Origin of the sequence: Burkholderia sp. D-99 (genome assembly GCF_011605345.1) — a bacterium.
In the GTDB taxonomy this organism is placed as follows: domain Bacteria; phylum Pseudomonadota; class Gammaproteobacteria; order Burkholderiales; family Burkholderiaceae; genus Burkholderia.
In genome coordinates this window covers 333,637-360,046 of sequence record NZ_JAAOXM010000002.1, presented here as the reverse complement: position 1 = coordinate 360,046, position 26,410 = coordinate 333,637, and the positions used below count along the sequence as shown (strand labels likewise).

At 69.1% G+C, this 26,410-nt stretch carries 26 protein-coding genes; 13 read left to right on the top strand and 13 right to left on the bottom strand.

Features of this window, described 5'->3' with window-relative positions; all coding sequences use genetic code 11:
- Positions 1 to 22: 22 nt before the first annotated feature.
- Both HAV18_RS08725 and HAV18_RS08720 read right to left on the bottom strand, forming a co-directional pair.
- Entirely contained in the window at positions 23 to 298 is a 276-nt protein-coding gene (locus HAV18_RS08725; protein ID WP_166954748.1) for a hypothetical protein, read from the bottom strand.
- 76 nt (positions 299 to 374) lie between these two features.
- Positions 375 to 560, bottom strand: a complete 186-nt coding sequence (locus HAV18_RS08720) for a hypothetical protein (protein WP_166954746.1) — start codon at positions 558 to 560, stop codon at positions 375 to 377.
- A gap of 364 nt (positions 561 to 924) precedes the next feature.
- On the opposite strand from HAV18_RS08720, the gene HAV18_RS08715 reads away from it, so the two are divergent.
- Together HAV18_RS08715 and HAV18_RS08710 are read left to right on the top strand one after the other, a co-directional pair.
- Entirely contained in the window at positions 925 to 2,823 is a 1,899-nt protein-coding gene (locus HAV18_RS08715; protein ID WP_166954744.1) for a DUF3857 and transglutaminase domain-containing protein, read from the top strand.
- Positions 2,824 to 2,886: 63 nt separating this feature from the next.
- Positions 2,887 to 3,054 (top strand): hypothetical protein, encoded by a 168-nt coding sequence (locus tag HAV18_RS08710; protein WP_166954742.1) that lies wholly within the window; start codon positions 2,887 to 2,889, stop codon positions 3,052 to 3,054.
- 91 nt (positions 3,055 to 3,145) lie between these two features.
- On the opposite strand, the gene HAV18_RS08705 is transcribed toward HAV18_RS08710, so the two are convergent.
- Complete coding sequence (locus HAV18_RS08705; protein WP_166954740.1) at positions 3,146 to 4,195, bottom strand: AraC family transcriptional regulator; 1,050 nt, start codon at positions 4,193 to 4,195, stop codon at positions 3,146 to 3,148.
- Between the two features lie 70 nt (positions 4,196 to 4,265).
- Between HAV18_RS08705 and HAV18_RS08700 the strand changes: the two genes are divergently transcribed.
- Entirely contained in the window at positions 4,266 to 5,477 is a 1,212-nt protein-coding gene (locus HAV18_RS08700) for an MFS transporter (RefSeq protein WP_166954738.1), read from the top strand.
- 46 nt (positions 5,478 to 5,523) lie between these two features.
- Here HAV18_RS08700 and HAV18_RS08695 read toward each other — a convergent pair whose 3' ends face one another.
- The 4 genes from HAV18_RS08695 to HAV18_RS08680 form a co-directional block, all read right to left on the bottom strand.
- Positions 5,524 to 6,369 carry a helix-turn-helix transcriptional regulator gene (locus HAV18_RS08695; RefSeq protein ID WP_166954736.1) on the bottom strand — a complete coding sequence of 282 codons (846 nt, stop codon included), beginning with the start codon at positions 6,367 to 6,369 and terminating at the stop codon, positions 5,524 to 5,526.
- A gap of 48 nt (positions 6,370 to 6,417) precedes the next feature.
- Positions 6,418 to 6,975 (bottom strand): carboxymuconolactone decarboxylase family protein, encoded by a 558-nt coding sequence (locus tag HAV18_RS08690; protein ID WP_166954734.1) that lies wholly within the window; start codon positions 6,973 to 6,975, stop codon positions 6,418 to 6,420.
- 135 nt (positions 6,976 to 7,110) lie between these two features.
- The gene (locus HAV18_RS08685) at positions 7,111 to 7,872 is read right to left on the bottom strand and encodes an isocitrate lyase/phosphoenolpyruvate mutase family protein (protein WP_166954732.1); all 762 of its coding nucleotides are present in this window, start codon (positions 7,870 to 7,872) and stop codon (positions 7,111 to 7,113) included.
- Complete coding sequence (locus HAV18_RS08680; RefSeq protein ID WP_166954731.1) at positions 7,869 to 8,915, bottom strand: trans-acting enoyl reductase family protein; 1,047 nt, start codon at positions 8,913 to 8,915, stop codon at positions 7,869 to 7,871. Before HAV18_RS08680 ends, HAV18_RS08685 begins: the two co-directional genes overlap by 4 nt.
- A gap of 118 nt (positions 8,916 to 9,033) precedes the next feature.
- On the opposite strand from HAV18_RS08680, the gene HAV18_RS08675 reads away from it, so the two are divergent.
- The gene (locus tag HAV18_RS08675) at positions 9,034 to 9,627 is read left to right on the top strand and encodes a TetR/AcrR family transcriptional regulator (RefSeq protein ID WP_166954729.1); all 594 of its coding nucleotides are present in this window, start codon (positions 9,034 to 9,036) and stop codon (positions 9,625 to 9,627) included.
- Positions 9,628 to 9,663: 36 nt separating this feature from the next.
- Here the strand turns inward: HAV18_RS08675 and HAV18_RS08670 are convergent, their stop codons facing one another.
- Positions 9,664 to 10,131 carry a MarR family winged helix-turn-helix transcriptional regulator gene (locus HAV18_RS08670; protein WP_059521710.1) on the bottom strand — a complete coding sequence of 156 codons (468 nt, stop codon included), beginning with the start codon at positions 10,129 to 10,131 and terminating at the stop codon, positions 9,664 to 9,666.
- 81 nt (positions 10,132 to 10,212) lie between these two features.
- Between HAV18_RS08670 and HAV18_RS08665 the strand changes: the two genes are divergently transcribed.
- Complete coding sequence (locus HAV18_RS08665) at positions 10,213 to 10,581, top strand: YciI family protein (RefSeq protein WP_166954727.1); 369 nt, start codon at positions 10,213 to 10,215, stop codon at positions 10,579 to 10,581.
- A gap of 88 nt (positions 10,582 to 10,669) precedes the next feature.
- On the top strand, positions 10,670 to 11,287 hold the full coding sequence (locus HAV18_RS08660) for a glutathione S-transferase family protein (RefSeq protein ID WP_166954725.1): 618 nt from the start codon (positions 10,670 to 10,672) through the stop codon (positions 11,285 to 11,287).
- Between the two features lie 133 nt (positions 11,288 to 11,420).
- Here the strand turns inward: HAV18_RS08660 and HAV18_RS08655 are convergent, their stop codons facing one another.
- Positions 11,421 to 12,143 carry an HAD family hydrolase gene (locus HAV18_RS08655; RefSeq protein ID WP_166954723.1) on the bottom strand — a complete coding sequence of 241 codons (723 nt, stop codon included), beginning with the start codon at positions 12,141 to 12,143 and terminating at the stop codon, positions 11,421 to 11,423.
- A gap of 22 nt (positions 12,144 to 12,165) precedes the next feature.
- A complete protein-coding gene (locus tag HAV18_RS08650; protein ID WP_166954721.1) occupies positions 12,166 to 13,137 on the bottom strand; it encodes an ornithine cyclodeaminase family protein in 972 nt (323 codons plus the stop codon).
- Between the two features lie 273 nt (positions 13,138 to 13,410).
- On the opposite strand from HAV18_RS08650, the gene HAV18_RS08645 reads away from it, so the two are divergent.
- From HAV18_RS08645 to HAV18_RS08635, 3 genes are all read left to right on the top strand, one after another.
- Complete coding sequence (locus tag HAV18_RS08645) at positions 13,411 to 14,286, top strand: LysR substrate-binding domain-containing protein (RefSeq protein ID WP_166954719.1); 876 nt, start codon at positions 13,411 to 13,413, stop codon at positions 14,284 to 14,286.
- A 224-nt stretch (positions 14,287 to 14,510) separates the two neighbouring features.
- The gene (psrA, locus tag HAV18_RS08640; RefSeq protein WP_166954717.1) at positions 14,511 to 15,647 is read left to right on the top strand and encodes an iron-containing alcohol dehydrogenase PsrA; all 1,137 of its coding nucleotides are present in this window, start codon (positions 14,511 to 14,513) and stop codon (positions 15,645 to 15,647) included.
- Between the two features lie 16 nt (positions 15,648 to 15,663).
- A complete protein-coding gene (locus HAV18_RS08635) occupies positions 15,664 to 17,109 on the top strand; it encodes an MFS transporter (RefSeq protein ID WP_166954715.1) in 1,446 nt (481 codons plus the stop codon).
- A gap of 29 nt (positions 17,110 to 17,138) precedes the next feature.
- Here HAV18_RS08635 and HAV18_RS08630 read toward each other — a convergent pair whose 3' ends face one another.
- A complete protein-coding gene (locus HAV18_RS08630; RefSeq protein ID WP_166954713.1) occupies positions 17,139 to 18,053 on the bottom strand; it encodes an NAD(P)/FAD-dependent oxidoreductase in 915 nt (304 codons plus the stop codon).
- Positions 18,054 to 18,194: 141 nt separating this feature from the next.
- On the opposite strand from HAV18_RS08630, the gene HAV18_RS08625 reads away from it, so the two are divergent.
- The 4 genes from HAV18_RS08625 to HAV18_RS08610 all read left to right on the top strand — a co-directional run bounded on the left by HAV18_RS08625 (position 18,195) and on the right by HAV18_RS08610 (position 24,100).
- On the top strand, positions 18,195 to 18,635 hold the full coding sequence (locus HAV18_RS08625; RefSeq protein WP_059556170.1) for an Rrf2 family transcriptional regulator: 441 nt from the start codon (positions 18,195 to 18,197) through the stop codon (positions 18,633 to 18,635).
- Between the two features lie 250 nt (positions 18,636 to 18,885).
- Positions 18,886 to 19,455: a DUF2760 domain-containing protein gene (locus HAV18_RS08620; RefSeq protein WP_166954711.1), complete on the top strand. Its 570-nt coding sequence runs from the start codon at positions 18,886 to 18,888 to the stop codon at positions 19,453 to 19,455.
- A complete protein-coding gene (locus tag HAV18_RS08615; RefSeq protein WP_166954709.1) occupies positions 19,452 to 21,293 on the top strand; it encodes an Hsp70 family protein in 1,842 nt (613 codons plus the stop codon). The genes HAV18_RS08620 and HAV18_RS08615 overlap by 4 nt, the downstream gene beginning before the upstream one ends.
- Before the next feature lie 5 nt (positions 21,294 to 21,298).
- Positions 21,299 to 24,100: an Hsp70 family protein gene (locus HAV18_RS08610; RefSeq protein WP_166954707.1), complete on the top strand. Its 2,802-nt coding sequence runs from the start codon at positions 21,299 to 21,301 to the stop codon at positions 24,098 to 24,100.
- A gap of 137 nt (positions 24,101 to 24,237) precedes the next feature.
- Here the strand turns inward: HAV18_RS08610 and ctlX are convergent, their stop codons facing one another.
- Positions 24,238 to 25,239: a citrulline utilization hydrolase CtlX gene (gene ctlX / locus HAV18_RS08605; protein ID WP_166954705.1), complete on the bottom strand. Its 1,002-nt coding sequence runs from the start codon at positions 25,237 to 25,239 to the stop codon at positions 24,238 to 24,240.
- A 59-nt stretch (positions 25,240 to 25,298) separates the two neighbouring features.
- Positions 25,299 to 26,378: an ornithine cyclodeaminase gene (locus HAV18_RS08600; protein ID WP_166954703.1), complete on the bottom strand. Its 1,080-nt coding sequence runs from the start codon at positions 26,376 to 26,378 to the stop codon at positions 25,299 to 25,301.
- Between the last annotated feature and the right edge of the window lie 32 nt (positions 26,379 to 26,410).

The following is a 26,410-nucleotide window of genomic DNA, read 5'->3' as shown; positions in this document are numbered from 1 at the left end:
CGAAAGGCGCCGAGGCCGGCCGTCAGCCGGCGGGCACGAATGGGCCGGCGAGCATCGTGTCGATGAAGCGCTTGGCCAGCGCGATCGAGATCCGGAGCGCGTCCGCGTCGTTGCGGAACACCTGATGTTTCGGGTCGAGCAGGTGCGTTTCGTGGCATCCGCCCGCATCGCGCCAGACCACGACGGCGAGCGGTTCGTACAGCGCGCCGAGTTCGAGCCCTTCGCCGGCAACCGGGTCGACGAGCGCGACCGCGCGAATCCCGCACTGGCGATAGGTCAGGCAGAGCGGCGAAGCCATGACGGCCTCCGCGGCAGATGTCGGTCGTTCCGACCCCGCGTGACGCGTGATCGGACGAATGCACGCCGGGCCGTATTCACGTCAGCACCGGCATCGCTTCGATCAGCGCGATGCCGAGCAACGCACCGAGCGCGGCGCCGACCAGCTTCGGATGCCACCGTTCGAGATGCAGCGCGGTGAGCAGCGCACCGAACAGGATCACGCCCAGCAGTGCGAACGCGATCACGAGGTAACCCATTTCGAAGTCGCTATTGATCAACATGATGTCTCCTTCCCCATGTCGGCGTGTCGCGTTCGGCAGAGGGTCGTTCCGCCGACGTCGCACGCACGGATGATCTGCCTGAATTATAGATCACGACGTGATACAAAAGGCGTTCTCGCCCGGGACAGGATGCGCAGGAGCGGCATGTCGGACTGGCGCCGCCGGCGCTGCACACCGGGCCGGCTCGCCGCATCGCGCGCAGGCCCGCCGCCGCGCGGCTTGACGCTCGACGGCACGTCACCCACACTGGTTCGCACGACGGTCACGCGGCGTGTGAGCCGTCATGTGCGCGTCATGCGGATCGAACCGTCCGCGCCGGCGCGCGGCCCCGGCGCCCGGCAACGAACGCGCGGAGAGCGACGACGTGGTGCTTTTCCTTTCCCGATGGACCGGCCGCCTGCTCGCCTGCGCCATCGCGCTCGGCGCCGGCGCGGCCATGGCCGATGTGCGCGACAGCGGCAACACGGGCGGCGACGCGCCCGTCACGGTCGTCAGCGATGTCCACGAATTCGTGATCCAGCACGACGGTTCGCTCGACGAGCACGACGATGCGACGCTGCGCGCGAACAACGCGAACGGCATCGATGCCATCGCGCAGCGCTACGTGTGGTTCGACAAGAATCTCGAGAAGGTGGACCTGCTCGCGGCCGAAACGATCGACCGCGACGGTGTCGCGCATCCCGTCGGCGCGGACGGCATTCGCGACGTGCAGGAGCCGCGCTCGGCCGGCGCGCCGACGTTCCAGGACGGGCTGTTGCGCACCGTCGTGTTTCCCGGCGTCGAAGCCGGGTCGAGCACGCGCGTGGCGTTCCGCAAGACCCGCACGAAGCCGGTCAACCGCGGCTACTTCGGCTACACCGTGGAGCCGTCGCGCGAGCCGGTCGACAGCCAGCGGCTGATCTTCGACGTGCCGGCCGACATGCCGCTGTATGCGGATGCGCGCGGCTACGTCGCGCTGCCGCCAGTCACCGCGAACGGCCGTACGCGCTACGAATTCGACTACCGGCACGGCCCGTACGAGCGCATCGAGAACGGCGCGGTCGGCTACGCGACCTACGGCGACCGGCTCGTCGTGTCGACGCTGCCCGACTATGCGGCGTTCGCTGCGCGCTACCGCAACGCGGCCGTCGATCCGGGCACGGACGATCCGGCCGTCGCGCAACTGGCACGCACGCTGACGGCGGGTGCCGCCGATCCACGCGACAAGGCGCGCATCCTGTACGACTGGGTGCAGGCGAACGTGCGCTACGTCGGGCTGTTTCTCGGCGAAACGGCCGCCGCGCCGCATCGCGTCACCGACATCCTGCGCAACCGCTACGGCGACTGCAAGGATCATGTCGCGCTGTTCGGCGCGTTGCTCGCGGCGGTCGGCATCCGCAGCGAACCGGTGCTGATCAGTCTCGGGTCCGTCTACACGCTGCCGTCGGTGCCCGGTTACGGCGGCGGTGCGATCAATCATGCAATCACGTGGCTGCCCGATCTCGCAAGCTTTGCGGATACGACGACGGCCGGCATCGCGTTCGGTTATCTGCCGCCCATCGTGATGGACCGGCCCGCGCTGCTCGTCGACACGGGTGTGCTGTCGCGTACGCCGGCCACGCAGCCGCGCGGCCGCATCGCGCGGGTCGGGATCGATGCGGCCGGGCCGGGCGCCGCGCGTTTTCATGCGTACATCGAGGATGACGGCTGGACGGCCGAACTCGAACGCAACCTGTTTCGCCGCGCGACACCCGACGCCATCGCCCAACTCGCGAACGACCGTCTGCGGCAAAGCGGCTTGCGCGGCCGCGCGCAACTGTCGACCAGCGACCGGCGCGTGACCGACGGGCCGTTCGACGTGACGCTCTCGGGCACGCTCGATCATTTCGTGTGGCCCGACGGCACGACCGCGTTGCCCGCGCTGTCGAGCCTGACGGGCGGCATCGCGACGCAGGTCGAGAGCTGGCTGGCCGAACCCGTGCGCACGCAGCCGTGGGGCTGCATCGGCGGCACGTTCGACGAGACCGGCCAGATCGCACTGCCGGCCGACGTCACGGTGACCGACCTGCCGGCCGACACGGCCGTGCACGACCGCTTCGTCGACTTCACGTCGCATTACGTATTCGACGCGGCCGCGCGTGTCGTGCAGGTCTCGCGGCGGATGACGGCGGATTTCGGCCGCCAGGTGTGTACGCCGGACGAATTCGCGGCGCTGCGCGCGTCGCTCGAACGCATCGAACGCGACACGCAGGCCCAGATCGTCGTGCGGGCGAAAGGACGTTGAACGTCGATCGGGCAGGGGAAGTGTTCGCGTCGACACGTTCGGTCGACGCGCAGGAGGGGCATCATGACGGAACGGGATGACGAGATCGCCGATCTCTCGAAGGAATTGCTGGGCCGGATCGTGCAAGGCACCGTTGCGGGCGGCGCGGTGGTGGATCCGGAGCAGTGCGCGGCGCTTGCCGTGCAGTGCGCGACGGCGCTGGTCGACAGGCTGGAAGCGCGCAGCGGCTGAGCGCTGCAATCACGCGTGGCAGCGATTTGAGCGACGGTTGGTGGCCGCGGGCGGCATCACGTTTAAGACGTGATGCGTGACACGTCACGCCTTACGCTTCGACACGCACCTCGCCGTCCGCGCGCACGGCGCCCGGCGGCTTGCCCACCACGCGCTTGAACGCGCGGCTGAACGCAGCGAGCGAGCCGTAGCCGAGCCGGTACGCGACGGCCTCGATCGTCTCGTGGTCGCGCGTGATCCATTGCGCGGCGAGCCGCATCCGCAGCTCGGTCAGGTAGCGCACGGGCGTCATCCCGGTGGCCGCGAGAAAGCGTTCGGCGAACACCGAACGTGACACGCCCGCTTCGGTGGCGAGTTCCGCCACGCTCCAGTTGCGGCCCGGGTCGCGGTGCAGCGCGACGATCGCGCGGCCGAGCTTCGGCTCGCGCAGCGCCTGCACCCAGCCCGTCGCATCGCCGCATCCGCATTCGACCCAGCCGCGCACGATGAACGCCGCGACCACATCCGCGAGCCGCGCGAGGATGCCCGCGAAGCCCGCGCGCGCCGAGCACGCTTCGCGCTCCATCGCGTCGAGCATCGGGCGGATTTCCGGGTAGCGCGCGAGCAGCGTGCCGACGTGCATGAGCTCGGGCATCGTGCCGACCAGCGGCTGCATGCCGCCGAGATCGAGCTCCATGCATGCGCTGAAGATCAGCGCATCGCCGGCGCCCGGCTCGGTCGTCGCGCAACTGGCGGGCGACACGCCGGCCGATGCCACCGACGCAACCGTATCGCAGATCTTCGCGACTTCGAAGCCGTTGATCTCGCGGCACTGTGCCTCGGGGTCCGACACCAGCGCGTGCATGCCGCCGTGCGGCAGCAGGATTGCATCGCCGGCCTCGAGCCGCATCGTGTCGCCCGACGCGTCGCGCAGCAGCACCGGCCCGCGCCCGACGAAATGGAACTGCGCGCGGCCTGTCACATGGCCGAAATTCAGCCCGAACGGCCGCGCGACCTGGATGCGGCGGTACTGGACGCCGCTCAGGCGCATCCCCAGCAGCAGCTCGCTGACGAGGTCGTGCACGTCGGGGATGGGCGGAAGCAGGGGCTCGGACATATCGAGATTCGGACGTTCGATCAACAAGAGCGGATTGTATGTCATAGACCGTCCTGATGTGATTCCTTACGATACGCCCTCATCAGTATTTTCCCTAACCGACACGGAACCACGCATGAATCCCGGAATCTCCACGGCCGCCTCGACGGCGGCCCCCCGCGAACCGGCCTGGGGCGCGGTATTCGCGATGACGCTCGGCGTCTTCGGGCTCGTCACGGCCGAATTCCTGCCCGCGAGCCTGCTGACGCCGATGGCCGACAGCCTTGGCGTGACCGAAGGCGTGGCCGGGCAGGCCGTCACGGCCACCGCGACGGTCGCGCTCGTCACAAGCCTGCTGATCTCGGCGCTGACGCGCACGATCGACCGGCGGCGCGTGTTGCTCGTGTTCTCGGTGCTGCTCGTCGCATCGAACCTGGCGGTCGCGTTCGCGCCCAACCTGGCAATGCTCCTGATCGGGCGCGTCGTGCTCGGCATCGCGCTCGGCGGCTTCTGGACGATGGCGACCGCCACCGCGATGCGGCTCGTGCCGACGGCGATGGTGCCGCGCGCGCTGTCGATCATCTTCAGCGGCGTGGCGGTCGCGACGATCGCGTCCGCGCCGATGGGCAGCTACTTCGGCCACCTGATCGGCTGGCGCAACGTGTTCCTGATCGCGGCCGTGCTCGGCGGCATTTCGTTCGTGTCGCAGGTCATCACGCTGCCGTCGATGCCGCCGAGCGGCACGACCCGGCTGCGCACGCTGATCGATGTGCTGCGCCGGCCGACCGTCGGCCTCGGGATGTTCGCGACGATCCTCGTGTTCACCGGGCACTTCGCGTTCTTCACATACCTGCGGCCGTTCCTCGAGCAGGTCGCGGGCGTCGGCGTGAACGGGCTGTCGGCGATCCTGCTCGGCTACGGCATCGCGAACTTCGTCGGCACGTCGCTCGCCGGCCGCGTGCTCGAACACCGGCTGCGGCCGATGCTGATCGGGATGCCCGCGCTGATGGTCGTGCTCGGCGTCGCGCTCGTCGCGCTCGGCCGCGCGCCGATGATCGACGCGGTGCTCGTCGCGTTGTGGGGGATGGCGTTCGGCGGCGTGCCCGTTGCGTGGTCGACGTGGGTCACGCGCACCGTGCCCGATGAAGCCGAAAGCGCGGGTGGGCTGATCGTCGCGGCGATCCAGCTTGCCATCGCGACGGGTGCGGCGGCCGGTGGCGTCGTGTTCGACGCGAACGGTGCGGCTGGCGTGTTCGTTGCCGCGGCCGTCGTGCTGGCCGTCGCGGTGGCGACGATCGTGACCGGCGTGCCGAAGCGTGTCGGCGTGGTGCCCGCGCTGGCGGAATAAGCGGTCCCGGTGAGGCGGGCGGCGCGATCGCGCATCGGCCCGCCGCTCAGCGCACCGGTGCGTGTGCGTCGAGCAACTGCCGGTGGCGCGCTTCGGTCGCGTCGTCGGCGGGGAACATGCACTCCATGCGCAGCTCCTGCGCAGCGGCGCTTTGCGGCGTGCCCACCGTCGTGACCAGCGAGAAGTAGCGCAGCACGACGCCTTCATGCACGAAGCCGATCGGGATGACCGGCAGCGACGGCGCGGCGGCAGGTGCCGCCGGCGATGTCCAGTCGCGCGGCGCATCGGGGCTGGCGAGCAGGTCGTCGAGGAGCTGCCGGGTATCGTCGTCGATCACGCGGCCGACCGATTCGCGATGCACGCGCTGTAGCAGGCTGCGCGACACCGTATCCCAGTCGGCCAGAAACGGCCGCATGCCGTGCGGATCGAACATCAGGCGCAGCAGGTTGCGCGGGCCGTCGCGCGCGGCCATGTCGATGAAGCAGCCGAAAAAGCGCGGCGCCGCGTCATTGGTCATCAGCACGTTCCAGTGGCGATCCATCACGATCGCTGGAAACGGATCGTGCTGGCGCACGACCCGTTCCAGCGCGCGGATCACGCCGTGCATCTCCTGCGCATCCCACGGCGCTTCCGAATACACAGGCGCATAGCCGGCCGCGAGCAGCAGCGCGTTGCGCTCGCGCAGCGGCACGTCCAGCGTCTGCGCGAGCGTCAGCAGCGTGTCGCGGCCCGGCACGCTGCGCCCGCTTTCGATGAAGCTGATCTGGCGCTGCGAGATGCCCGCGTCGAGCGACAGGTCGAGCTGGCTCACGCCGCGCATGTCGCGCCAGTAGCGCAGCAACCGGCCCAGTTCGTGCGGCGGCGCGTGCCGATCGCGGCGGCTGGCGTTCATCGTGCCTCCCTGGGCGTTTCGTGAGCGATGCGAACGACTATATCGAACTCAAGCGGCGTGCGCATGCCACGCAAATTCGTCGAACGGTGCTTCGAGCGTGGGCCGCGTCACGCTGCCGACGTAGTTCGTGATCGTCGACGCGGCGACGACCGCGATCACTTCCAGCAACTGTTCGTCGCTGAAGCCGGCGTCGAGGAACGACTGCCGGTCGGCATCGGCCAGGCGGCCGCGGGTGTCGATCAGCTTGCGTGCCGTGGCCGACAGCGCGGCCAGTTGCGCGTCGCCGGGCAGGCCGCCGCGGCGGATCGCATCGACGTCGGCGTGGGTCACACCCTGTTTCAGTGCAAGCGCGGTATGGAATGCGGCCGGCCACTCGCTCGCGTTCGTGACCGCGTTGGTGAGCAGGAGCGTCTGGATCTGCGGCTCGGTGAGACTGCTGGCGTGCACGCGCTCGAACAGGCCGATGAAGCCGTTGATCAGCACCGGCGACGCGGCCATGGCCGCCGCGATGTTCGGGATCGTGCCGAAGGTTTGCTGGAGCTGCTGGAGCACGGGCTTCGATTCAACCGGTGCCGAGTCGATGGTGTGAAGCGGGTAGGCGGACATGATGTCTCCGGGGCGATGAGCGCCGCCGGAATGGCGGCGCGACACCCGAAGCGTAGGAGCGGCCGTGTCGTGCGCCAATTACATGGGATGTAATCATTCGATGCGCGCACGAGGCCGTCCCGTCCCGCGAATCGCCTAGCCGCCTTGCCTGACCATCTCCGCCAGCGTCTTCATCGCCTGCAGGTACGGATACGGCCCGTGACTGATACGGGCCACGCCGTATTCCGCGAATTCGGCGAGCGTCGGCGTTGCCGTGACGCGCATCACGTTCACCGGCAGCGGCGACGCGGCCGTCAGCGCGCGAATGAGCGCCGGCGAGCGCAGCCCCGGCACGAAGAGCCCATCGGCGCCGGCCGCTGCGTACGCGCGTGCGCGGGCCAGCACGGCGTCGAGCAGGCGCTCGTCGTGCGTGTCGGCCGGCGCCTTGAAGAACACGTCGGTACGCGCGTTGATGAAGTAGTCGGCGCCCGCGCGATCCGCGGCCTGCCGTGCTGCCGCGAGACGGGCCGCCGCCGCGTCGGGCTCACGCAATTCGCCCGTCGCCGGGAAGCTGTCCTCGAGGTTGCAGCCGATCGCGCCGGCCTCGATGCTGAGCGCGATCGTTTCGGCGACATCTTCCGGCCGCTCGCCGTACCCGCTTTCAAGATCGACGGTGACGGGCAGGTCGGTCGCGCGCGTGATGCGCTCGAGCACGTCCATCATCAGCGCGCGCGGCATCTGCTCGCCGTCGACGAACCCGTTGGCCGCCGCGACCGACCAGCTGCCGGTTGCCAGTGCGACGGCGCCCGCGTCGGCCGCCGTGCGCGCGCTGCCGGCGTCCCACACGTTGAACAGCGCCAGCGGCTGGCCCGCGCGGTGAAGCGACCGGAAATACGCGCCTTTCTCATTGCTGCTCATGCCTGTGTCTCCTTGTTGAAAACCGGATCGGTTGTCGTGCCGAACGATACTGCCACCGAATCGAGCGCCGCGAGAAAATCGCGCGCGTCGAACAGCTCGCCGAGACTGCGCACGCCGCCCGACACCACCGTGTTGCCCGTGATCAGGCGCACGGCTGCCTCGACGATGATCGGTGCGCTGACCGCGTAGATGTCGCGCCCGGACGCCGTCGCGCGGTGCGTCGTGCCGCCTTGCACGACGATCGCGTCCATCGCGAACTGCTGCGCCGAGCGGCCGAGCGCATCGGTTGGCTCGGGCGGCGGCGTGGCGGCATCGCGCACGTCGCGCAGCGCGAGGGTGGCGAGCCACGATTCGATCGTATCGATGCGCAGGTGACGCGAGAGTGTCATCACTTCCGAAAACGGCAGCAGCGTGACGTCGACCTGGCCGATCGGCGGCGGGAACGGCCACGCGCGTTCGCGTGCGGCCGACGGCACCGGCGTCGGCTTCCCGTCCTTTTGCACGAGCCGCACCGCGCGATTGCGTTCACCCGTCACGCGCGTGCCGCGCGTCGGGTGCCAGCGGTCGAGCCCGGTCGCGATATCGACGCGCTCGATCGGCTGGTTCTTGTCCACCACGGCCGTGACGAGCAGGTCGGCCAGGCCGCCGTAGAACGCCGCGGCCGGCACGATGGTCACGCCCGTGGCACGCGCCCGGGCATCGCTGTGTTCGACCAGCGCCAGCACCGACGGCTGCTCGGCGGTCAGGTCGAGATAGGGTATGCCGGCCCGCAGTGCGGCATCGGCCAGCGGCAGCGCCGTATCGAGGTACGGGCCCGCGCAGTTGATCACCGCATCCGCGCCGCGCAGCGCGGCGTCGAGCGCGGCCGGATCGTCGATCGCGGCGACGCGCGCGAGCGTCGCGTCGCCGCCGCCCTCCGCGAGCCGCGCGGCATCACGGCCGATGCGGATCGCGCGCAGGCCGCGCCGTGCCAGTTCGGCAACGACAAACCGCCCGGTATGACCCGTGGCGCCATAGACTGCAACCGTCATTCGATCATCCATGATCAACTCCGATACAGAACGGTCTGTTTTATAGTACAGACCTGTAGCGTCGTCAACCCCGCGGTGCTATGATCGGATCACTGTTGCGGTAGTGGGCGGCCAGCACGGCCGGGTCGGGATGAAAAAGGAAACAGGTACACCAGGGAACGCGCCCGATACGCGCGAACGCATTCTGCAAACGGCCAGCGAGCTGTTCTACCGGGAGGGCACGCGCGCGGTCGGCGTGGACCTGATCGTCGCGCAGGCGGGCGTTGCGAAGACGAGCCTCTATCGTCACTTCGCGACGAAGGACGATCTGATCGAAGCGTTCCTGCTGCGCGAGGACGCCGATTTCTGGGCGCATTGGGATGCGGTGGCCGCGCAGTACCGGCGCACGCCGCGCGAGGAACTGGATGCGCAACTGCGATGGATCGGCGAGCGCATCGAGCGCCCCGGTTATCGCGGCTGCCCGCAGATCAACATCGCCGCCGAATATGCGGACGGCAATCATCCGGCCCGCAAGGTGGCCGTCGCGCACAAGCAGGAGCTACGGCGCCGGCTGACCGAACTGGCGGGTGCGATCGGTGTCGACGAACCGGAAACCTTCGCACTGCGGCTCGCGACCGTCATCGACGGCGCGCTGAGCAGCGGGCAGGCGCTGCATGCGCACGGGCCCGTGGCCTTCCTGCAGGAGATCGCGCAACTGCTGTTGCCGAAGAAGGGCCGGAAGTAGGCCTGCTTGCCGTAGCGATCCGCGTGCCGATTCCGTTCAGCCGCGTGCGGCCGGATCGACGGACAGCGCGCGCAACTGGCCGCGCAGCTGATCGACTTCCCCCGGTGCGAACGGCCGTTCGATCTCGGCGTGCGTCTGCTGCCACAGCGGAAACGCCTCGGCCAGCAGGTCGTGGCCGGCCTGCGTCAGTTCGAGCAGGCGGCTGCGCCGGTCGTCCGGATCCTGCGCGATCGTGACGAGGCCGCGCCGCTCGAGCGGCTTGAGCGCGGCCGTGAGCGTGGTGCGATCCATCGCGAGCAGCGACGCGACCGATTTCATCGGCGCCGGCTGCGGCCGGTTCAGCGACATCAGCAGCGAAAACTGGCCGTTGGTGAGATCCAGCGGGCGCAGCACATCGTCGAAGATCCGCGCAAGATTGCGCGCCGCGCGCTGCATGTGCAGGCACAGGCAGCAATCGCGCACCATCAGCGTCGTTTCGAAAGGGAGCTTTTCTTTTCGTGCCATGTTGCAATTGTGTTGATATCAACCTATCGTGTCAAGGTCGAGGCGCGGCAGCCTGTCGTGTCCGTCACCGGAGGAGACAGCATGAGTGCTCAACAGCAGTTGTATCTCGCGGTATTTCTCGGCACCCAGGATAGCCCGGCCATGAAGGCCTGGCTGGCGCTGCCGGAAGAGGCGCGGCGCACGCGCGAGCGCGACGGCATCGCCGCATGGCATGCATGGGTCGACCGGCATCGCGACGCGATCGTCGAGATGGGCGGGCCGCTCGGCAAGACGAAGACCATCGATGCGGCCGGCGTCGCGGACACCGCGAACGCGATGAGCGGCTTTACCGTCGTGCGCGCCGACTCGCACGATGCGGCGGCCGCACTGTTCGAAGGCCATCCGCATTTCACGCTGTTCCCGGGCGTGGCGATCGACGTGATGCCGGTGCTGGCGATTCCCGGCGCGTGAACCCGGAGCGAGGCCACGCGTTGCGGATCGGCGAAGCGCCGTGGCCGGCATGCGGACATTTTCCCGCCATTCTGGATGGAGACTGGCGATGAAGCTTTACGGATTTGCCGGCACCCGCTCGCAACGCGCGCTGTGGGGGCTGAAGGAGCTGGATGCCGATTTCGAGTTCGTCTCGGTGAACCTGCTCCAGGGCGAGCACAAGCGGCCCGAATTCCTGCGTCTCAATCCGGCCGGCAAGGTGCCCGTGCTGGTGGACGGCGACCTCGTGATTCCCGAATCGGCCGCGATCGTGCTGTATCTCGCGGACAAATACCCGGAGAAGGCGTTGCTGCCGGTCGATCCGGCGCTGCGCGCGGAAGCCTATCGGTGGGTGATGTTCGCGGTGACGGAGCTCGAGCAGCCGCTGTGGCGGATCACGCGGCATTCGTTCCTCTATCCGCCCGAGAAGCGCTCGCCGGCCGACATCGAACTGGCGCGCGAGGATTTCAGGACGATGGCCGCGATTCTGGACAAGCATCTGGAAGGGCGCGAGTTCATCGTCGGCGACACGCTGACGGTGGCCGATTGCGTGACGGCTTACCTGATCGACTGGGCCGGCGAGTGCAACCTGATCGAATCGTTCCCGCAGCTGCGCGCGTACCTCGAACGGTTGTATGCGCGGCCGAAGGCGCCGCAACGGATCGCGGAGGCGCGCAAGGCGGCGTGAACGCGCGGCGGTCGGTCATGGGCCGCCTCGGCCTGGCCGGCCGCTCCGTTTGTGCAGTCGGCGAGCGGCGGTCAGCCGTACTTCATGGCGGTGGAGCGTGCGTCGCGAACGCGGCGCACGCAGGCCCTCACGCTCACGCTACGTCGTCAGGCCCGCCGAGCGCGCGACACAGCATCGACAGGTCGCTGAGCGTAAGGTGGGGCGTGGCGGCCTGCTGCTGCGCACGCTCCGTTTCCGGATGCGTATCGCGAACCACCCACGCTGCCTGAAGCCCCGCGTTCAGCGCACCGACGATATCGAGGTGATAGTCGTCCCCGACATGCAGCAATTCCGACGGATGCACGTCGAGCGTTTCCGCCGCCGCATGGAATATCCCGGGCTCCGGCTTCGCGACCCCGAACGCTTGCGCGCTGAGCGTCGCACGAAAGAATTCGCCGCCACCGGTCAGCCGGAGATCCGCGTTGCCGTTGGTCACCGCGATCAACGGGAACCGCGCGCTCAACCACGCGAGCGCCGGCAACGCATCTTCATAGAATTCGACCCGGTTGCGCGCGGCATAGAACGCTGCGTACGCACGCTCGGTGAGCGCGACATCTTCGTTCGCACGCTCCAGCGCAAGCCTGATCGATCCGATTCTCATCGCGCGGAAATCGCCGGCACGCTCGGGGCACAATCGTTCGTATTCCTCACGCAACTCGCTCAGCGCCTGCTGCGTGGGTAGCACGCTCGCGGTACCGGGCGCGTGCTCGATCAGCCACGCGCGAAGCGCCGCTTCGGCCCGTACGACGGACGGCCCGAACGGCCACAGGGTGTCGTCCAGGTCGAACGAGAGGGCGGAAACTTTGGTGAGACGCATGGCGATTGACGGGGAGTTTCGTTTACCAGGGCCACGGAATGGAGATTCCGGTGCCGTTTTCGAGGGCCTGTCGATACAGGAAGCGGGCGACGGTCAGGTCCTGAAGCGCCAGCCCGGTCATGTCGAAGACGGTGATCTCGTGCGGCGCGCGGTCGGCCGACGCGGTTCCGGCGAGGATGTCACCGATTTCAGTGCATGGCAAATCCGGCGCCCACTGGCACTCGCCGATGCTGCGCGCCTGATCGTGATCGTCCACGACGATGCGCGCGCGTTCCAGCACGCCCGCCGGAAGCTCGCGCTTGCCGGCCGTGTCGGCACCGACGCAGGTCAGGTGGGTGCCCGGCCGAACCGCATCCGCATCGAATAGCGCGCCGCCGCCCGGCGTTGCGGTGATGACCACGTCGCTATCGGCCACCGCGTCGTTCCGGTCGCGCGCCACGCCGATCGTGCATCGTTCCCGGAACGCCGATTCGAACTCCGGGTCTGGCTTGCCGCTGACGTTCACGTATTGCACGGTGCACCGTTGCGGCAGCAGCCCGAGCGCGTAGTCGAGCTGGACGCGCGCCTGCACGCCCGTGCCGAATACGCAGATTCGCGTGCTGTCGCGCCGTGCGAGCAGTTGCAGCCCGAGGCCGCCGGCGGCACCGGTGCGCGCGGTGGTGATCGCGTTGCCGTCCATGATGCACAGCGGGCGGCCGGTGGCCGGATCGAACAGCGCGACGGTGGCCTGATGCGGTTCGCCGCCGAGCCCCCGGTTGCCGGGCCAGAACCCGGCCGCCTTGAAACCGAGCAGATCCTGGCGCGCGACGTCGCCCGACTTGATGCCGAATACGCCGCCGGTGTGCAGCTTCTCGCGGACCACCGGGAACACGCGCCCGGCGCGTTGACTGTGCAGCACGAAGGCTTCGCGAACCGCCGCCGTCACTTGAGTGGCATCCAGGGCGGGTTCGACGGCATCGCGGTCGAGAAGCAGGAGTCGGGCGTCTGTCGGCATGTTCGGGCAAGCGCTTTCGGCGCAATGTAAAACGAAGATATTTAAAGTTTGTCCATATTTGGACAAATAGTCAATTAATTGACGGAATGGTGCAGGTAGGCGGCGGTGCTCACCACCCGTAGAAGCGCGGCCACGTCTGCGCGCGGCCGTTTTCGTCGAGGGCCTGATCGGCGAAGGCGGCGGGAATGCGCGTGTCACATTCGGCCGATACATTGAATTTCCCGGTGCTTCCACGGATTTGGCACGAAATTCCCGATCGATCGGCCGACCCTCATGACCCTGACCCAGCTTCGCAGCTTCATCGCCGTCGTCCAGCATGGCGGCTTCACCGCGGCCGCGCGTGCGCTGTCCACCAGCCAGACGACGATCACGTCGCAGATCCAGACCCTCGAACAAGAACACGGCGTCGAGCTGTTCCACCGGCGCGGCCGGCGCGTCGAACTGTCGGCGGTCGGCCTCGAATTCCTGCCGATCGCGCGCCGCATCTGCAGCGACGAAACCGACGCCGCCGCACTGTTGCGCGACAGCGGCGCATTGCAGCGCGGCTCGCTGAAGATCGGCGCGGTCGGCCCGTTTCACGTGACCGAAATGATCGAGGCGTATCACGCGTTGCATCCGCACATGCACCTGTCGGTCGCGCTCGGCAATTCGGAAACGGTGCTGCGCGATCTCGACCAGTACGTGTGCGACGTCGGTGTGGTGGCCCGTGCGTTCGAGGACACGCGCTACTTCACGCTGCGCTACGCGAGCTTTCCGGTGATCGCGTTCGTCCGTACGACCCATCCGTACGCGAAGCGCGACACGATCACGCTGCACGAACTGGCCGGCGAGCCGCTGCTGATGCGCGAACCGGGTTCGACGACGCGCCGCGCGCTTGAAGACGCGATGGCGTTGGCTGGCCTGACGCCGCGCATCGCGATGGACATCGGCAGCCGCGAGGCGCTGCGCGAGGCCGTCGCGCGCGGGCTCGGCGTTGGCACCGTGTCGAAGGCCGAATACGTGCCGGATGCGCGGCTGAGGCCGTTGCGTATCGACGGTGACCCGGTCGAGACCCATATCCACGTGTGCTGCCTGAGCGAGCGGCGCGAGAGCCGGCTGGTCGCGTCGTTTTTCGATGCGGTCGCGCGGTGCAGGCCGCTCGATGCATGAAGGCGACCGGTTGTGCGCCGGCTCGCGGCGGCGATCGATCGAAAATTTCGTTCGATCCATAGTCGATCACCGGGATTTTCGATCACGAACGCGTCATCGCGGATGCCTAACCTGCTGCCCATACCCATTCAACTTCCAGGTACGGGCATGAATTCCGCTGCAGATATTCCCGACGACATGATTCGTCATACTGATGATTGTGCGGTGCGAACCGGAGCCGCGGCATGAGCGGCTGGCGCTTCCACAACCCCGTGCGGATCCGCTTCGGCGTCGACGCGCTGGCCGGCGTGAGCGACGCGCTCGCCGGCCGCAGCTACGCGATCGTCACGTATCCCGACGCGGTGTTCGCGCGGCTTGCCGACCGCCTCGAAGCGCAGCTCGGGCCGGCGCTCACGCGGATCGACTGCGTCGAGGCGAACCCGTCGGTGCCGATGCTGCGGCGCGCATGCGATCAGCTCGCCGCGCTGCCGGCCAAGCCGGATGTGCTGATCGCGCTCGGCGGCGGCTCGGTGATCGATTCGGCGAAAGTGCTCGCCGCCGAGCACGGCGACTTCGATCGCGTGCTGCGCATCCTGTCCGGTGACGCCGAAGGCGGCGACGCGGCGCGACCCGCGCTGCCGATCGTCGCGATCCCGACCACGGCCGGCACCGGCAGCGAAGTGACGCACTGGGCGACCGTCTGGGATCCGCACAACGCGCGCAAGTTGTCGCTGTCGCGGCCCGACCTCTATCCGGAAACGGTGATTGTCGATCCGCGCCTGATGGTCGGCCTGCCGATGCAGCCGACGCTCGCGAGCGGCCTCGACGCGCTGTCGCATGCGCTCGAAAGTATCTGGAACATCCATGCGAATCCCGTCACGCGCGGCCTCGCGGTGCAGGCGGCGCGCGAGCTGATCGGCGGCCTTGGCCGTGTGAGCGCGCATCCCGACGATCTCGACGCGCGCAGCGACATGGCGCTCGGTGCGCTGCGCGCGGGGCTCGCGTTCTCGAATACGCGCACGGCGCTCGCGCACAACATCTCCTATGCGATCACGCTCACGCGCGGCGTCGCGCACGGGATCGCGTGCTCGTTCTGCCTGCCGGCGGTGATGCAGGCGGCGCTCGGTGTCGACAGCGCATGCGACGCCGCGCTGCGCGAGATCTTCGGCGATACCGCATCGGCGCCCGCGCAGCTCCGCGCGCTGCTCGACACGCTCGGGGTCGCGAGCCATCCGGCCGCGTACGGGATCGGCGCGCACGAATGGGCGCGGATCGTGGACCACGCGTTCGACGGCGCACGCGGCCGCAATTTCATCGGCACGCGCGTGCGCTTTCCGCATTTCGATTTCAGCCCGGAGCAGCCCGAGCGGGCGCTTCACTGACGAGGAACCCCCCATCATGAAACCGTCTCACCCGATCGAAACGGACGCGCTTGCGCGTCTCGACAACCTGCCGTGGACGCGCTTCCACACGCTGATGCTGGTCGCGCTCGGCGTCGGCTGGGCGCTCGACTCGTTCGAAACCAACATCATCGGCAGCGTGTTCGGCGTGCTCAAGTCGCACTGGCACCTGAGCGCTGCGCAGGGCTCGCTCGCGGTCAGCATCTGGGTGTTCGGGATGCTGGTCGGCGCGATCGCATTCGGTTATCTGGCCGACCGCTACGGCCGCAAGCGCCTGTTTCTCGCGACGCTGCTCTGGTACGCGTGCTTCAGCGTCGCCACCGTGCTGTCGTGGAACTACGAATCCTTCCTGTTCTTCCGCGCGATGACGGCGCTGGCCGTCGGCGGTGAATATTCGGCGGTGACCGCGACGATGGGCGAATTCATTCCGAAGCGCCATCGCGGCCGCACCGATGCGCTGATCCTGTCGGGCTTCCCGGTCGGCGCGCTGCTGTCGGCGGCCGTGTCGTATCTCGTGCTGAACCAGTTGCCGGCCGAGTGGGCGTGGCGCGTGGGCTTCGGCCTCGGCACGACGATGGCGCTGGTGTTCTTCTGGATCCGCCGCGTGATTCCGGAATCGCCGCGCTGGCTGATCCAGCAGGGACGCGTAGCGGAAGCCGATGCGATCGTCGAGCAGATCGTCGCGAGCGCCGCGCGTGATCCGCGTGCGCAGGCCGATCGCGCGCAACTGGCGAAACGCTATACGCCGACCCGTTTCGAATACCAGGCGCCGGCATTCTGGCGCAACGTTCGCGAACTGTTCGGCGCGTATCGCGCGCGCTGCGCGCTGGCCGGTGCGCTGAACTTCTCGCAGGCGGCCGTCGTGTATGGTGTGCTGTCGCTGATGGCGCTCGTGATCCTGCCGTACATGAAGGTGCCGTCGACGGACATGCCGATCTACTACATGATCGGCAACGCGGCGGCGCTCGCGGGCGGCATCGTCGCGGCGGTGCTCGTCGAGGCGTGGGGGCGGCGCGCGTCGCTGTTCGCGAGTTACACGTTCACTGTCGCGGCGATCGTGTTCATCTATGCGATGCACGCGCTGCCGGGCATGGTGCTCGGCTATTGCCTGATCCAGTTCGGCGTCACGTGGGCGTACATCTCGGGTTATGTCGTGTCGTCCGAGATCCTGCCGACGCGGATTCGCGCGACGGGGCTCGGTGTGTCGGTCGCGATCGGCCGGCTCGGCGCGGTGGTCGCACCGCTGATGCTGACGAACGTCTATGCGATGTCGGGCTCGCCGTCGGCTGCGCTGATCGTGCTGCTCGTGCTCGCGTTGCCGGGGCCGCTCGCGGCCGGCCTGTGGTGGCTCAACGGTCGCGAAACGCGGCGGATTTCGCTCGAGGAGTGCAGTGTGGAGGGCGGCGAGGAGCCGGCGGTGGACGCCGCGCCGCGCGCCGCGTGACGATACGCCAAAGCCGGCTGAATGACCGCTTACGCGTGCAACCCGAAAATCAACGACCGGTGCGCGGCGACCCCGGCCATCACGCCTGACGCCGACGCGAACGTCGCGTTGGTCATCGGCGTCGACGCGTCGCCGGCCACGAACACGCCGGCGACGCTCGTCTCTTTCCCCGCGTCGACGCGAACGACCGCGCCGAGCGGCCCGTCCTCGAACGCACAGCCGAGCTGCTGCGCGAGATCACTCGCCATGGCCGTACGTGCGCCGACGAACAGCGCATCGATCGACACGACCTGCCCGTCGGCGAGCCGCAACGCTTCGATCCGCGGCGCGTCGCCGAGGATTTCAACGACCGGAGAGCGCTCGATGCGTACGCCACGCGCATCGAGCAACGCGGCTTCTTCCTGATTCGCTTCGACCACGCCCTGCGTGAACCACGTCGTCGGGCCCCAGTCCGGAATCAGGATCGCATGGTGCACGGACAGCGGATGCGTGGCGAGCACGCCGAGCCGCTGACCGCTCACCTCGTACCCATGGCAATACGGACAATGCAGCACGCTGACGCCCCAGCGTTCCGCGAGCCCCGGCAGCGCGGGCAGTTCGTCGCGGATGCCGGTCGCGAGAATCAGCCGGTCGGCGCTCGCGCGGCTGCCGTCGGCGAGCGTCACGTGAAAGCGCCCGTCGGCGTCGCGCTCGGCCGTGCGCACGTCGCCTTCGAGCCGCTGCACGGTCGGATACGCGGCGAGTTGCGCGGCGGCTTCCTCGACGATCTGCGCGGGCGGCTTGCCGTCCTGCCCGAAGAAGCCGTGCGCGTGCGCGGCAAAGCGGTTGCGCGGCCTGCCGGCGTCGATCACGAGCACGCGGCGGCGCGCCCGCGCAAGCTGCATCGCGGCCGACAGCCCTGCAAAGCTGCCGCCGATCACGATCACTTCATGATGGTCATGCATGCACCTGCTCCTTTCCTGAACCTGCGTGAATGACGGACGTGTTCCGATGGCGGCCAACTCATGAAACACGAGAAGTTGCATGATAGGGCGATGGTATCATTCACGCAACTTCAAAAGTTTCGAGAGAGAGGGGCGCCGCCCGTGAGAACCGATAGCCGTTTGTCGCGCATGCTGCACGTGCTGATCCACATGGACCAGGCTGACGGCCCGCTGACCTCGGAGACGATCGCGACGATGCTGGGCACGAACCCGGTGGTCGTGCGACGCCTGCTCGGCGGTTTGCGCGACCACGGCTACGTGCAGTCGGAGAAGGGGCATGGCGGCGGGTGGGTGCTGAGCGTCGCGCTCGACGACATCACGCTGCTCGACGTCTACGGCGCGGTGGGCGAGCCGCCGCTGTTCTCCGATCTCGTCACCGACGACGAGGCCGAATGCCTGGTCGAGCAGGCCGTCAACGCGCACCTGTCGGCCACGCTGAAAGAGGCCGAGACGACGCTGCTCGCACGCTTCGGCGAAGTCACGCTCGGCATGCTGTCGCGCGATTTCGAAGCGAAGGCGGCCCGGCGGCGCAAGCCGCGCTGACGCGCCGCAGCATCGCGGCCGGGCGCGGCCGTCGTGCGCGCCGACGCGGCCGAAACCGTCGCGCCGCGATGTTCTGTCCCCCAACTTCTGCCCGGTTCGCCCGCCACAGGGCAAAATACGGGTTTTCCGCACCCGCGAGGGCGCGACCGAATCACGCGCCGGGCGGCGCCAGTGCGCAATCCGCACGCCGCCGCCGGGCGCCCAGGCAAGATCGCTCGCCATGTCGCGAGCCCACAGGAGTCCAGACCCCATGCCCGAATCCAACCTGTCCTTCTTCGGCCGGCTGTCGCTGGCCGTCGGCACGTTCTTCTCCGTGCTCGGCAACCGCGAGTTCGCGGCCGGCGTGCTGCGCGTGCGCGATGGCGCCCCGGCCCCGGCTGCCGCACCCGTTGCACCGGCACCCGCGCCCGTGAAGGCGCCGGCGCCCGAGCTGCGCGAAGCGAGCCCGCAAGCCGCGCTGCAACTGCTCGGCCTGCTGCAGCGCGATGCGCGCTTCATCGATTTCGTCGAGGAAGACATCGCCGGCTACGCGGACGCCGATATCGGCGCGGCCGCGCGCCTCGTGCACGACGGCTGCCGTGCCGCGCTGCGCGAACACTTCACGATCGTGCCGGTGCGCGACGAAGCCGAAGGCAGCCGCGTGACGCTGCCGGCCGGCTTCGACGCGACGGCCGTGCGCGTGACGGGCAACGTGGTCGGCTCCGCGCCGTTCACGGGCACGGTCAGCCATCGCGGCTGGCGCGTGGCCGACGTGCGCCTGCCGAAGCTGACGGGCAGCCACGACGCCTCGGTCGTCGCACCGGCGGAGGTGGAACTGTGAGCGATCCGCGCTATTCGATCGGTATCGATCTCGGTACGACCCACTGCGCGCTGTCGTATGTCGACAGCGCCGCGAGCGACGGCGAAACCATCACGCAGCAGGTGCTGCCGATCGCGCAGCTCACCGCGCCCGGCGCGCTGGAGTCGCGCGACCTGCTGCCGTCGTTCCTCTACCTGCCCCATGAAAGCGAACTGACGCAGGGCGACCTGACGCTGCCGTGGACGGCCTCGCGCGCCTTTGCCGTCGGCGAGATGGCACGCACGCGCGGCGCCGGCACGCCGATCCGTCTCGTGTCGAGCGCGAAGAGCTGGCTGTGCCACCCGGGCGTCGACCGCCGCGCGGCGATCCTGCCGAGCGACGCGCCGCCGGAAGTGTCGCGCGTGTCGCCGCTGGAAAGCTCGATCCGCTACCTGTCGCACCTGCGCGAAGCGTGGGACCACGCGCATCCCGACGCGCCGTTCGCCGACCAGGACGTGACGGTCACGATTCCCGCGTCGTTCGACCCGGCCGCGCGCGAGCTGACGGCCGAGGCCGCACGCGCCGCCGGCTATTCGCGGATGACGCTGCTGGAAGAGCCGCAGGCCGCGCTGTACAGCTGGATCCAGAAGAGCCAGGGCGGCTGGCGCAAGCAGGTGCAGGTCGGCGACCTGATCCTGTGCGTCGACGTCGGTGGCGGCACGACCGACCTGTCGCTGATCGCGGTGGTCGAGCGTGACGGCAATCTCGAGCTGCATCGCGTGGCGGTCGGCGAGCACATCCTGCTCGGCGGCGACAACATGGACCTCGCGCTTGCGCACGTGGTCGCGCGCAAGCTCGCGCAGCAGGGCACGCAGGCCGATCCGTGGCAACTGCGGGCGCTCACGTACGCATGCCGTTCCGCGAAGGAAACGCTGCTGTCCGACCCGTCGACCGACGCGGTGCCGCTCGTCGTGCCGAGCCGCGGCTCGAAGCTGATCGGCGGCTCGATCCGCACGGAACTCACGCGCGCGGAACTCACGCAGACGATCCTCGAAGGTTTCTTCCCGCAGGTCGACGCCGCCGCGCGCCCGGTGAGCCGCGCACGGGTCGGCCTGACGCAGCTCGGCCTGCCGTATGCGCAGGACGCGGGCATTACGCGCCATCTCGCGGCGTTCCTCGGCCGTCAGGTCGCGGCGCTCGACTCGCTCGAAGGCGTGCAGCGCACGCTGCCGCAGGGCGCGACGTTCCTGCATCCGACCGCCGTGCTGTTCAACGGCGGCGTGTTCAAGTCGACGCTGCTCACGCAGCGCGTGCTCGACACGCTCAACAGCTGGCTCGCCGCCGAAGGCGCGCCGCCCGCACGCCTGCTCGAAGGCGCGGATCTCGACCTCGCGGTCGCGCGCGGCGCGGCGTATTACGGCTACGTGAAGCGCGGCCGTGGCGTGCGCATTCGCGGCGGCACGGCGCGTGCGTACTACGTCGCGATCGAATCGGCGATGCCCGCGGTGCCGGGTCTCGAACCGCCGGTGCAGGCGCTGTGCGTCGCGCCGTTCGGGATGGAGGAAGGCTCGGACGCGGCGCTGCCGCCGCAGGAGTTCGGCCTCGTCGTCGGCGAACCGGTGCAGTTCCGCTTCTTCGGTTCGTCGGTGCGCCGCCAGGACCAGGTCGGCACGCTGCTCGACTACTGGTCGGCGGAAGAGCTGCAGGAGCTTGAAGAAATCCAGGCGACGCTGCCCGCCGAAGGGCGCACGGTCGGCGAAGTCGTGCCGGTGAAGCTGCATGCGCGCGTGACCGAAGCCGGCACGCTCGAACTCGAGGCGATCCCGAGCGGCACGAACGAGCGCTGGAAGGTCGAGTTCGACGTGCGCGGCGCCGCCTGAGCACGATGAAGCGCTATACGGTCGGGATCGACCTCGGCACGAGCAATACGGTCGTCGCATACGTCGAGGCCGGTTCCGACGCGATCCGCGTGTTCGACGTCGAGCAGCTGGTCGGCCCCGGCGCGGTGGCCGCGCAGCCGCTGCTGCCGTCGGTGCGGTACCACCCGGCGGCCGGTGAGCTCGCGGCGGACGCGTTGAGGTTGCCGTGGCACGCGGCCGGCGCACGCGACGCGGCCGCCCGTTCGGGCGGCGGCCGTGACGGCGGGGCAGTCGGTCGCGACAGCGGCGCTGGTGACACGTTGCCGCCCGTGATCGGCCGCTACGCGCGCACGCTCGGCGCGCAGGTGCCGGGCCGGCTCGTCACGAGCGCGAAGAGCTGGCTGTCGCACGCAGCGGTCGACCGGCTTGCGGCGATCCTGCCATGGGGCGCGGCCGATGGCGTCGACAAGGTGTCGCCGGTCGACGCCAGCGCGAGCTATCTCGCGCACGTGCGCGATGCGTGGGACGCCCGCTTTCCCGATGCGCCGCTTGCGAAGCAGGACGTGATCCTGACGGTGCCCGCGTCGTTCGACGACGGCGCGCGCGCACTGACCGTCGAGGCCGCGCGACGCGCGAAGCTGCCCGCGCTGCGGCTTCTGGAAGAGCCGCAGGCCGCGTTCTACGACTGGCTGTACGGCCAGCGCGACACACTGCGCGACACGTTTGCCGCCGCGCGGCGCGTGCTGATCTGCGACGTCGGCGGCGGCACGACCGACCTGACGCTCGTCGATGTCGCGCCGGGCGACGATGGCGAGCCGACGTTCACGCGTGTCGGCGTCGGCAACCACCTGATGCTCGGCGGCGACAACATGGACCTCGCGCTCGCGCGCCTGGTCGAGACGCGGCTGACCGAGCCCGGCACGCGGCTGTCGGCCGCGAGCCTGTCGCAGCTCGTCGAGCGCTGCCGCGCGGCGAAGGAGCGGCTGCTCGGCGACGATGCACCGGCGTCGGTCACCGTCACGCTGCTCGGCGCGGGCAGCAAGCTCGTCGGCGGCGCGCGCTCGGCCGAGCTGACGCGGCAGGAAGTCGAGCAGATCGTCGTCGACGGGTTCTTTCCGCAGGTCGAAGCCGGCGAGCTGCCGCGCCGTGCGCGCGCCGCGATCGTCGAATTCGGGCTGCCGTATGCGAGCGACGCGGCCGTCACGCGGCACGTCGCCGCGTTCCTGAATCGTCATGCGGAAGGCCCGCTGCCCGACACGCTGCTGCTCAACGGCGGCGTGTTCCGCGCGGGCGCGCTCGCCGGCCGTCTCGCGCAGACGCTCGGTGCGTGGCGCGGCGCGCCGCTCGACGTGCTGCACAACGCGCATCCGGACGTGGCCGTCGCACGTGGCGCGGTTGCCTACGGGCTCGCGCGCGCCGGGCATGCGCCGCGCATCGGCGGCGGGTCCGCGCGCAGCTATTTCCTCGTGCTCGACGACGGCGCGGCCGATTCCACCGCGCGTGGCGTCTGCCTGCTGCCGCGCGGCGCGGAAGAGGGCCGCGAGATCCGGCTCGACGATCGCACGTTCGCATTGCAACTCGGGCAGCCGGTGCGTTTTCACCTCGTGTCGACGGTGGCCGAGACCCAGTATCAACCCGGCGATCTCGTCGATCTCGACGGTGGCGATTTCGTGCGGCTGCCGCCGATCGCGACGGTCGTCGATGCAAAGGCGGGCGGCGACGCCCGCGAAACGCCGGTGAAGCTCACCGCGTCGTTGACCGAGGTCGGCACGCTCGAAATGCACTGCATCGCGACCGACGACGCGGCGCGCCGCTGGCGGCTCGAATTCCAGCTGCGCGGCGATGCGCCGGTTCAAGGCGACGATGCTGGGCCCGCGCGGCATCCGCGGCTCGACCAGGCGATCGAGCTGATCGAGCGCTCGTTCGGAAGCAAGGCCGCGGATGTCACTCCGAAAGATACGCGCCGGCTGCGTGCGCAACTTGAACAGGTGCTCGGCGCGCGTGAGGATTGGGACGTTGCGCTCGCGCGAGAACTGTTCGATGCGCTGCTCGCGCGCGCACGGCGCCGACGCCGTTCGGCCGATCACGAGCGCGCGTGGCTGAACCTTGCCGGTTATTGCCTGCGTCCGGGTTTCGGTCATCCGCTCGATGCATGGCGCATCGAGCAGCTGTGGCCGCTGTTCGACGACGGGATCCAGTACGTGACCGACGGCCAGGTATGGTCCGAGTGGTGGACGCTGTGGCGGCGCGTGGCCGGCGGCCTCGACGACGATGCGCAGACGCAGGTGCGCGACGCGATCGCGTTCCTCGAACCGACGGACGACAAGCGGCGCAAGTTGCCGTTCGATCCGGGCAAGGTCGGCCCGGCCGACATGACGCGGCTATCCGCGTCGCTCGAACGGTTGCCGGTCGAGCGCAAGGTCGAACTGGCCGGGCGCCTCATCGCGCAACTGCAGAAGCCTGCCGAGCGGGCGCTGTGCGCATGGGCACTCGGGCGCATCGGCGCGCGCCGGCCGTTTTACGGCAGTGCGCACAGCGTCGTGCCGGCGGACGTCGCCCATGGCTGGCTCGATGCGCTGTTTGCGCTCGACTGGAAGCAGGTCGAGCCGGCCGCGTTCGCGGCCGCGCAGATCGCGCGGATGACGGGTGACCGTTCCCGCGATCTTTCCGACGATATGCGCGACGCCGTGATCAAGCGCCTGTCGGCGGCGAATGCGTCGGCCGCCTGGATCGACATGGTGCGCGAGGCGCTCGCGTTCGACGAAGCCGACACGGTGCGCGTGTTCGGCGAGACGTTGCCGGCCGGGTTGAAGTTGCTGGCGGGGTGAGCGGCGCGGGGTGCGATGGTATCGTCCGGATGCCTGACCATGCCGCGACGCCGTCGATGCTCGCGGGTTCGACGACCTTGAAAAAAACGGCTGCCGTTGCATCGGCAGCCGTTTTCGTTTGTACGATCCTGGGTCGGTCAGACCTGCGGCATGGCCTCGCGCGACGATGCGGCTGACTGCGCAATGCCGACGTCTGCGGCTGCGGCCCGCCGCGCGAGATGAATCCCCGCCAGCATGCAGCGCACCGACCCGCCGGCCAGCTCGATCGTCGGCACGTCGAGCGGCAGCAGCCGCGCGGAGCGCTCGATCACCGTGCGCTGGTCGCGCGTGAGGCAATCGAACGCGCGCCGCGACAGCGCGAGCACACGCCCGTCCTTGCCCGACAATTCCAGCGTATTGCCCGCGAAATTCGCGATTTGCGACGGATCGAGCGCGATCACCGCGCGCCCCGTTTCGGTCAGGCGTTGCGCGATTTCGCCGCGACGCCGGCTGTCGGCGATCAGGTCGAGGCCGACCATCGCGAACTCGGTGGCGACGCTCATCATCACGTTGGTGTGATAGATCGGGCGCCCGTCGGCATCGGCCGTATCGAAGCAGATCGGCTCGAAATTGAAGTGCGTGCAGAAGCGTTCGAGCGCGACCGGATCGGCACGGCGCGAGCGCGCGGTGTACGCGATCCGCGCGACGTGGTCGAGCACCATCGCGCCGGTGCCTTCGAGGAACACGTCGTCGTATTCGAGGCCCGAGTAGTCGATCACGTCCTGCACGCGGTATTCGGCCTTCAGCATCTCGATCACGTCCGCGCGCCGTTCGCGGCGGCGGTTCGCGCTAACCATCGGATACAGCGCGACATGGCCGCCCGGGTGCGTCGAGAACCAGTTGTTCGGGAACACGGAGTCGGGCGTGTCGCGCTCGCCGTGGTCGTCGAATACATGCACGCGCACGCCCGCATCGGCGAGCGTCTGCGCGGCGGCCGTGACTTCGTCGCGCGCGGCGGCCGATACCGACGGCACGTCGGGCGCGCCGTTGCCGGCCGTGCGCTGGAATGCGTTGTCGGCCGCGGTCTGCGGGTTCGGCAGGAAGCGGTGCGGCCGGATCATCACGACGGCGGCCGGCGCCTGGATCGATACGAGATTCATGACTGGCAGGAACGAAGGGCAGGAAAACGGACGGCGCATGGGCCGCCCGCGGATGACGGTCAGCGCGCGAACGCGGCGACGGCTTCGGTCACGAACGCCGCGTGACCTTGCGCGATCGCGGCCGGGTCGTCGATCAGCGCGAACAGGTTCTTCGGGTCGACGGCCGGCGGAATCAGTGCGATCTCGACGCCCGCGTTGTGCTGCTGCGCGAGCGCATACAGGTAGCGCAGCGCCGAGTAATCCTCGAGCGCGAAGCCGACCGAGTCGAACACCGTGACTTCGTCCGCGCGTTCGCGGCCCGTCGTTTCGCCTTGCAGCACGCGCCACAGCTCGGTGACGGGGAAGTCGGCCGGCATCTGCTGGATCTCGCCCTCGATGCGCGATTGCGGCTCGAATTCGACGAACACGCGGCCCGCATGCAGCACGCCCGCTTCGAGTTCGGTCTTGCCGGGGCAATCGCCGCCGACGGCGTTCAGGTGCATGCCGGGCTCGATCATGTCGGCGGTGACGATCGTCGCGTACGCCTTGTCGGCAGTGACGGTCGTCACGATGTCGGCGCCGCGCACGGCGTCGGCGGTCGATGCGGCACGCACGACGCGCAACTCGGGATAAGCGGCGAGGTTCTGCACGAGCTTGTCGGTCGCGAGCGGATCGACGTCGAACACGCGGATCTCGTCGATGCCGAGCAGCGTGTGGAACGCGATCGCCTGGAATTCGCTCTGCGCGCCGTTGCCGATCAGCGCCATCTTGCGCGAATCGGGCCGCGCGAGCAGCTGCGCGGCGAGTACCGACGTGGCGGCCGTGCGCAGCGCGGTGGTCAGCGTAAGTTCGGCCAGCAGAAGCGGGTAGCCGGTATCGACTTCGGCGAGCGCGCCGAACGCCATCACCGTGTGCATGCCGCGCGCCGCGTTGACGGGGTGGCCGTTCACGTACTTGAACGCGAACAGCGACGCGTTCGCGACGGGCATCAGTTCGATCACGCCGTCGCGCGAATGGCAGGCGACGCGCGGCGACTTGTCGAAATCGGCCCAGTGCAGGTAATCGGCGCGCAGCGTGTCGACGAGTTCGCGCAGGAACGTCGTCACGCCGGTCTTGGCGATCAGTCGGGCGGTGGCGGGAACGTCGAGGAAGCGGGTCATCGGTCTGTCTCCATATTCAGTGCCGGTACGGG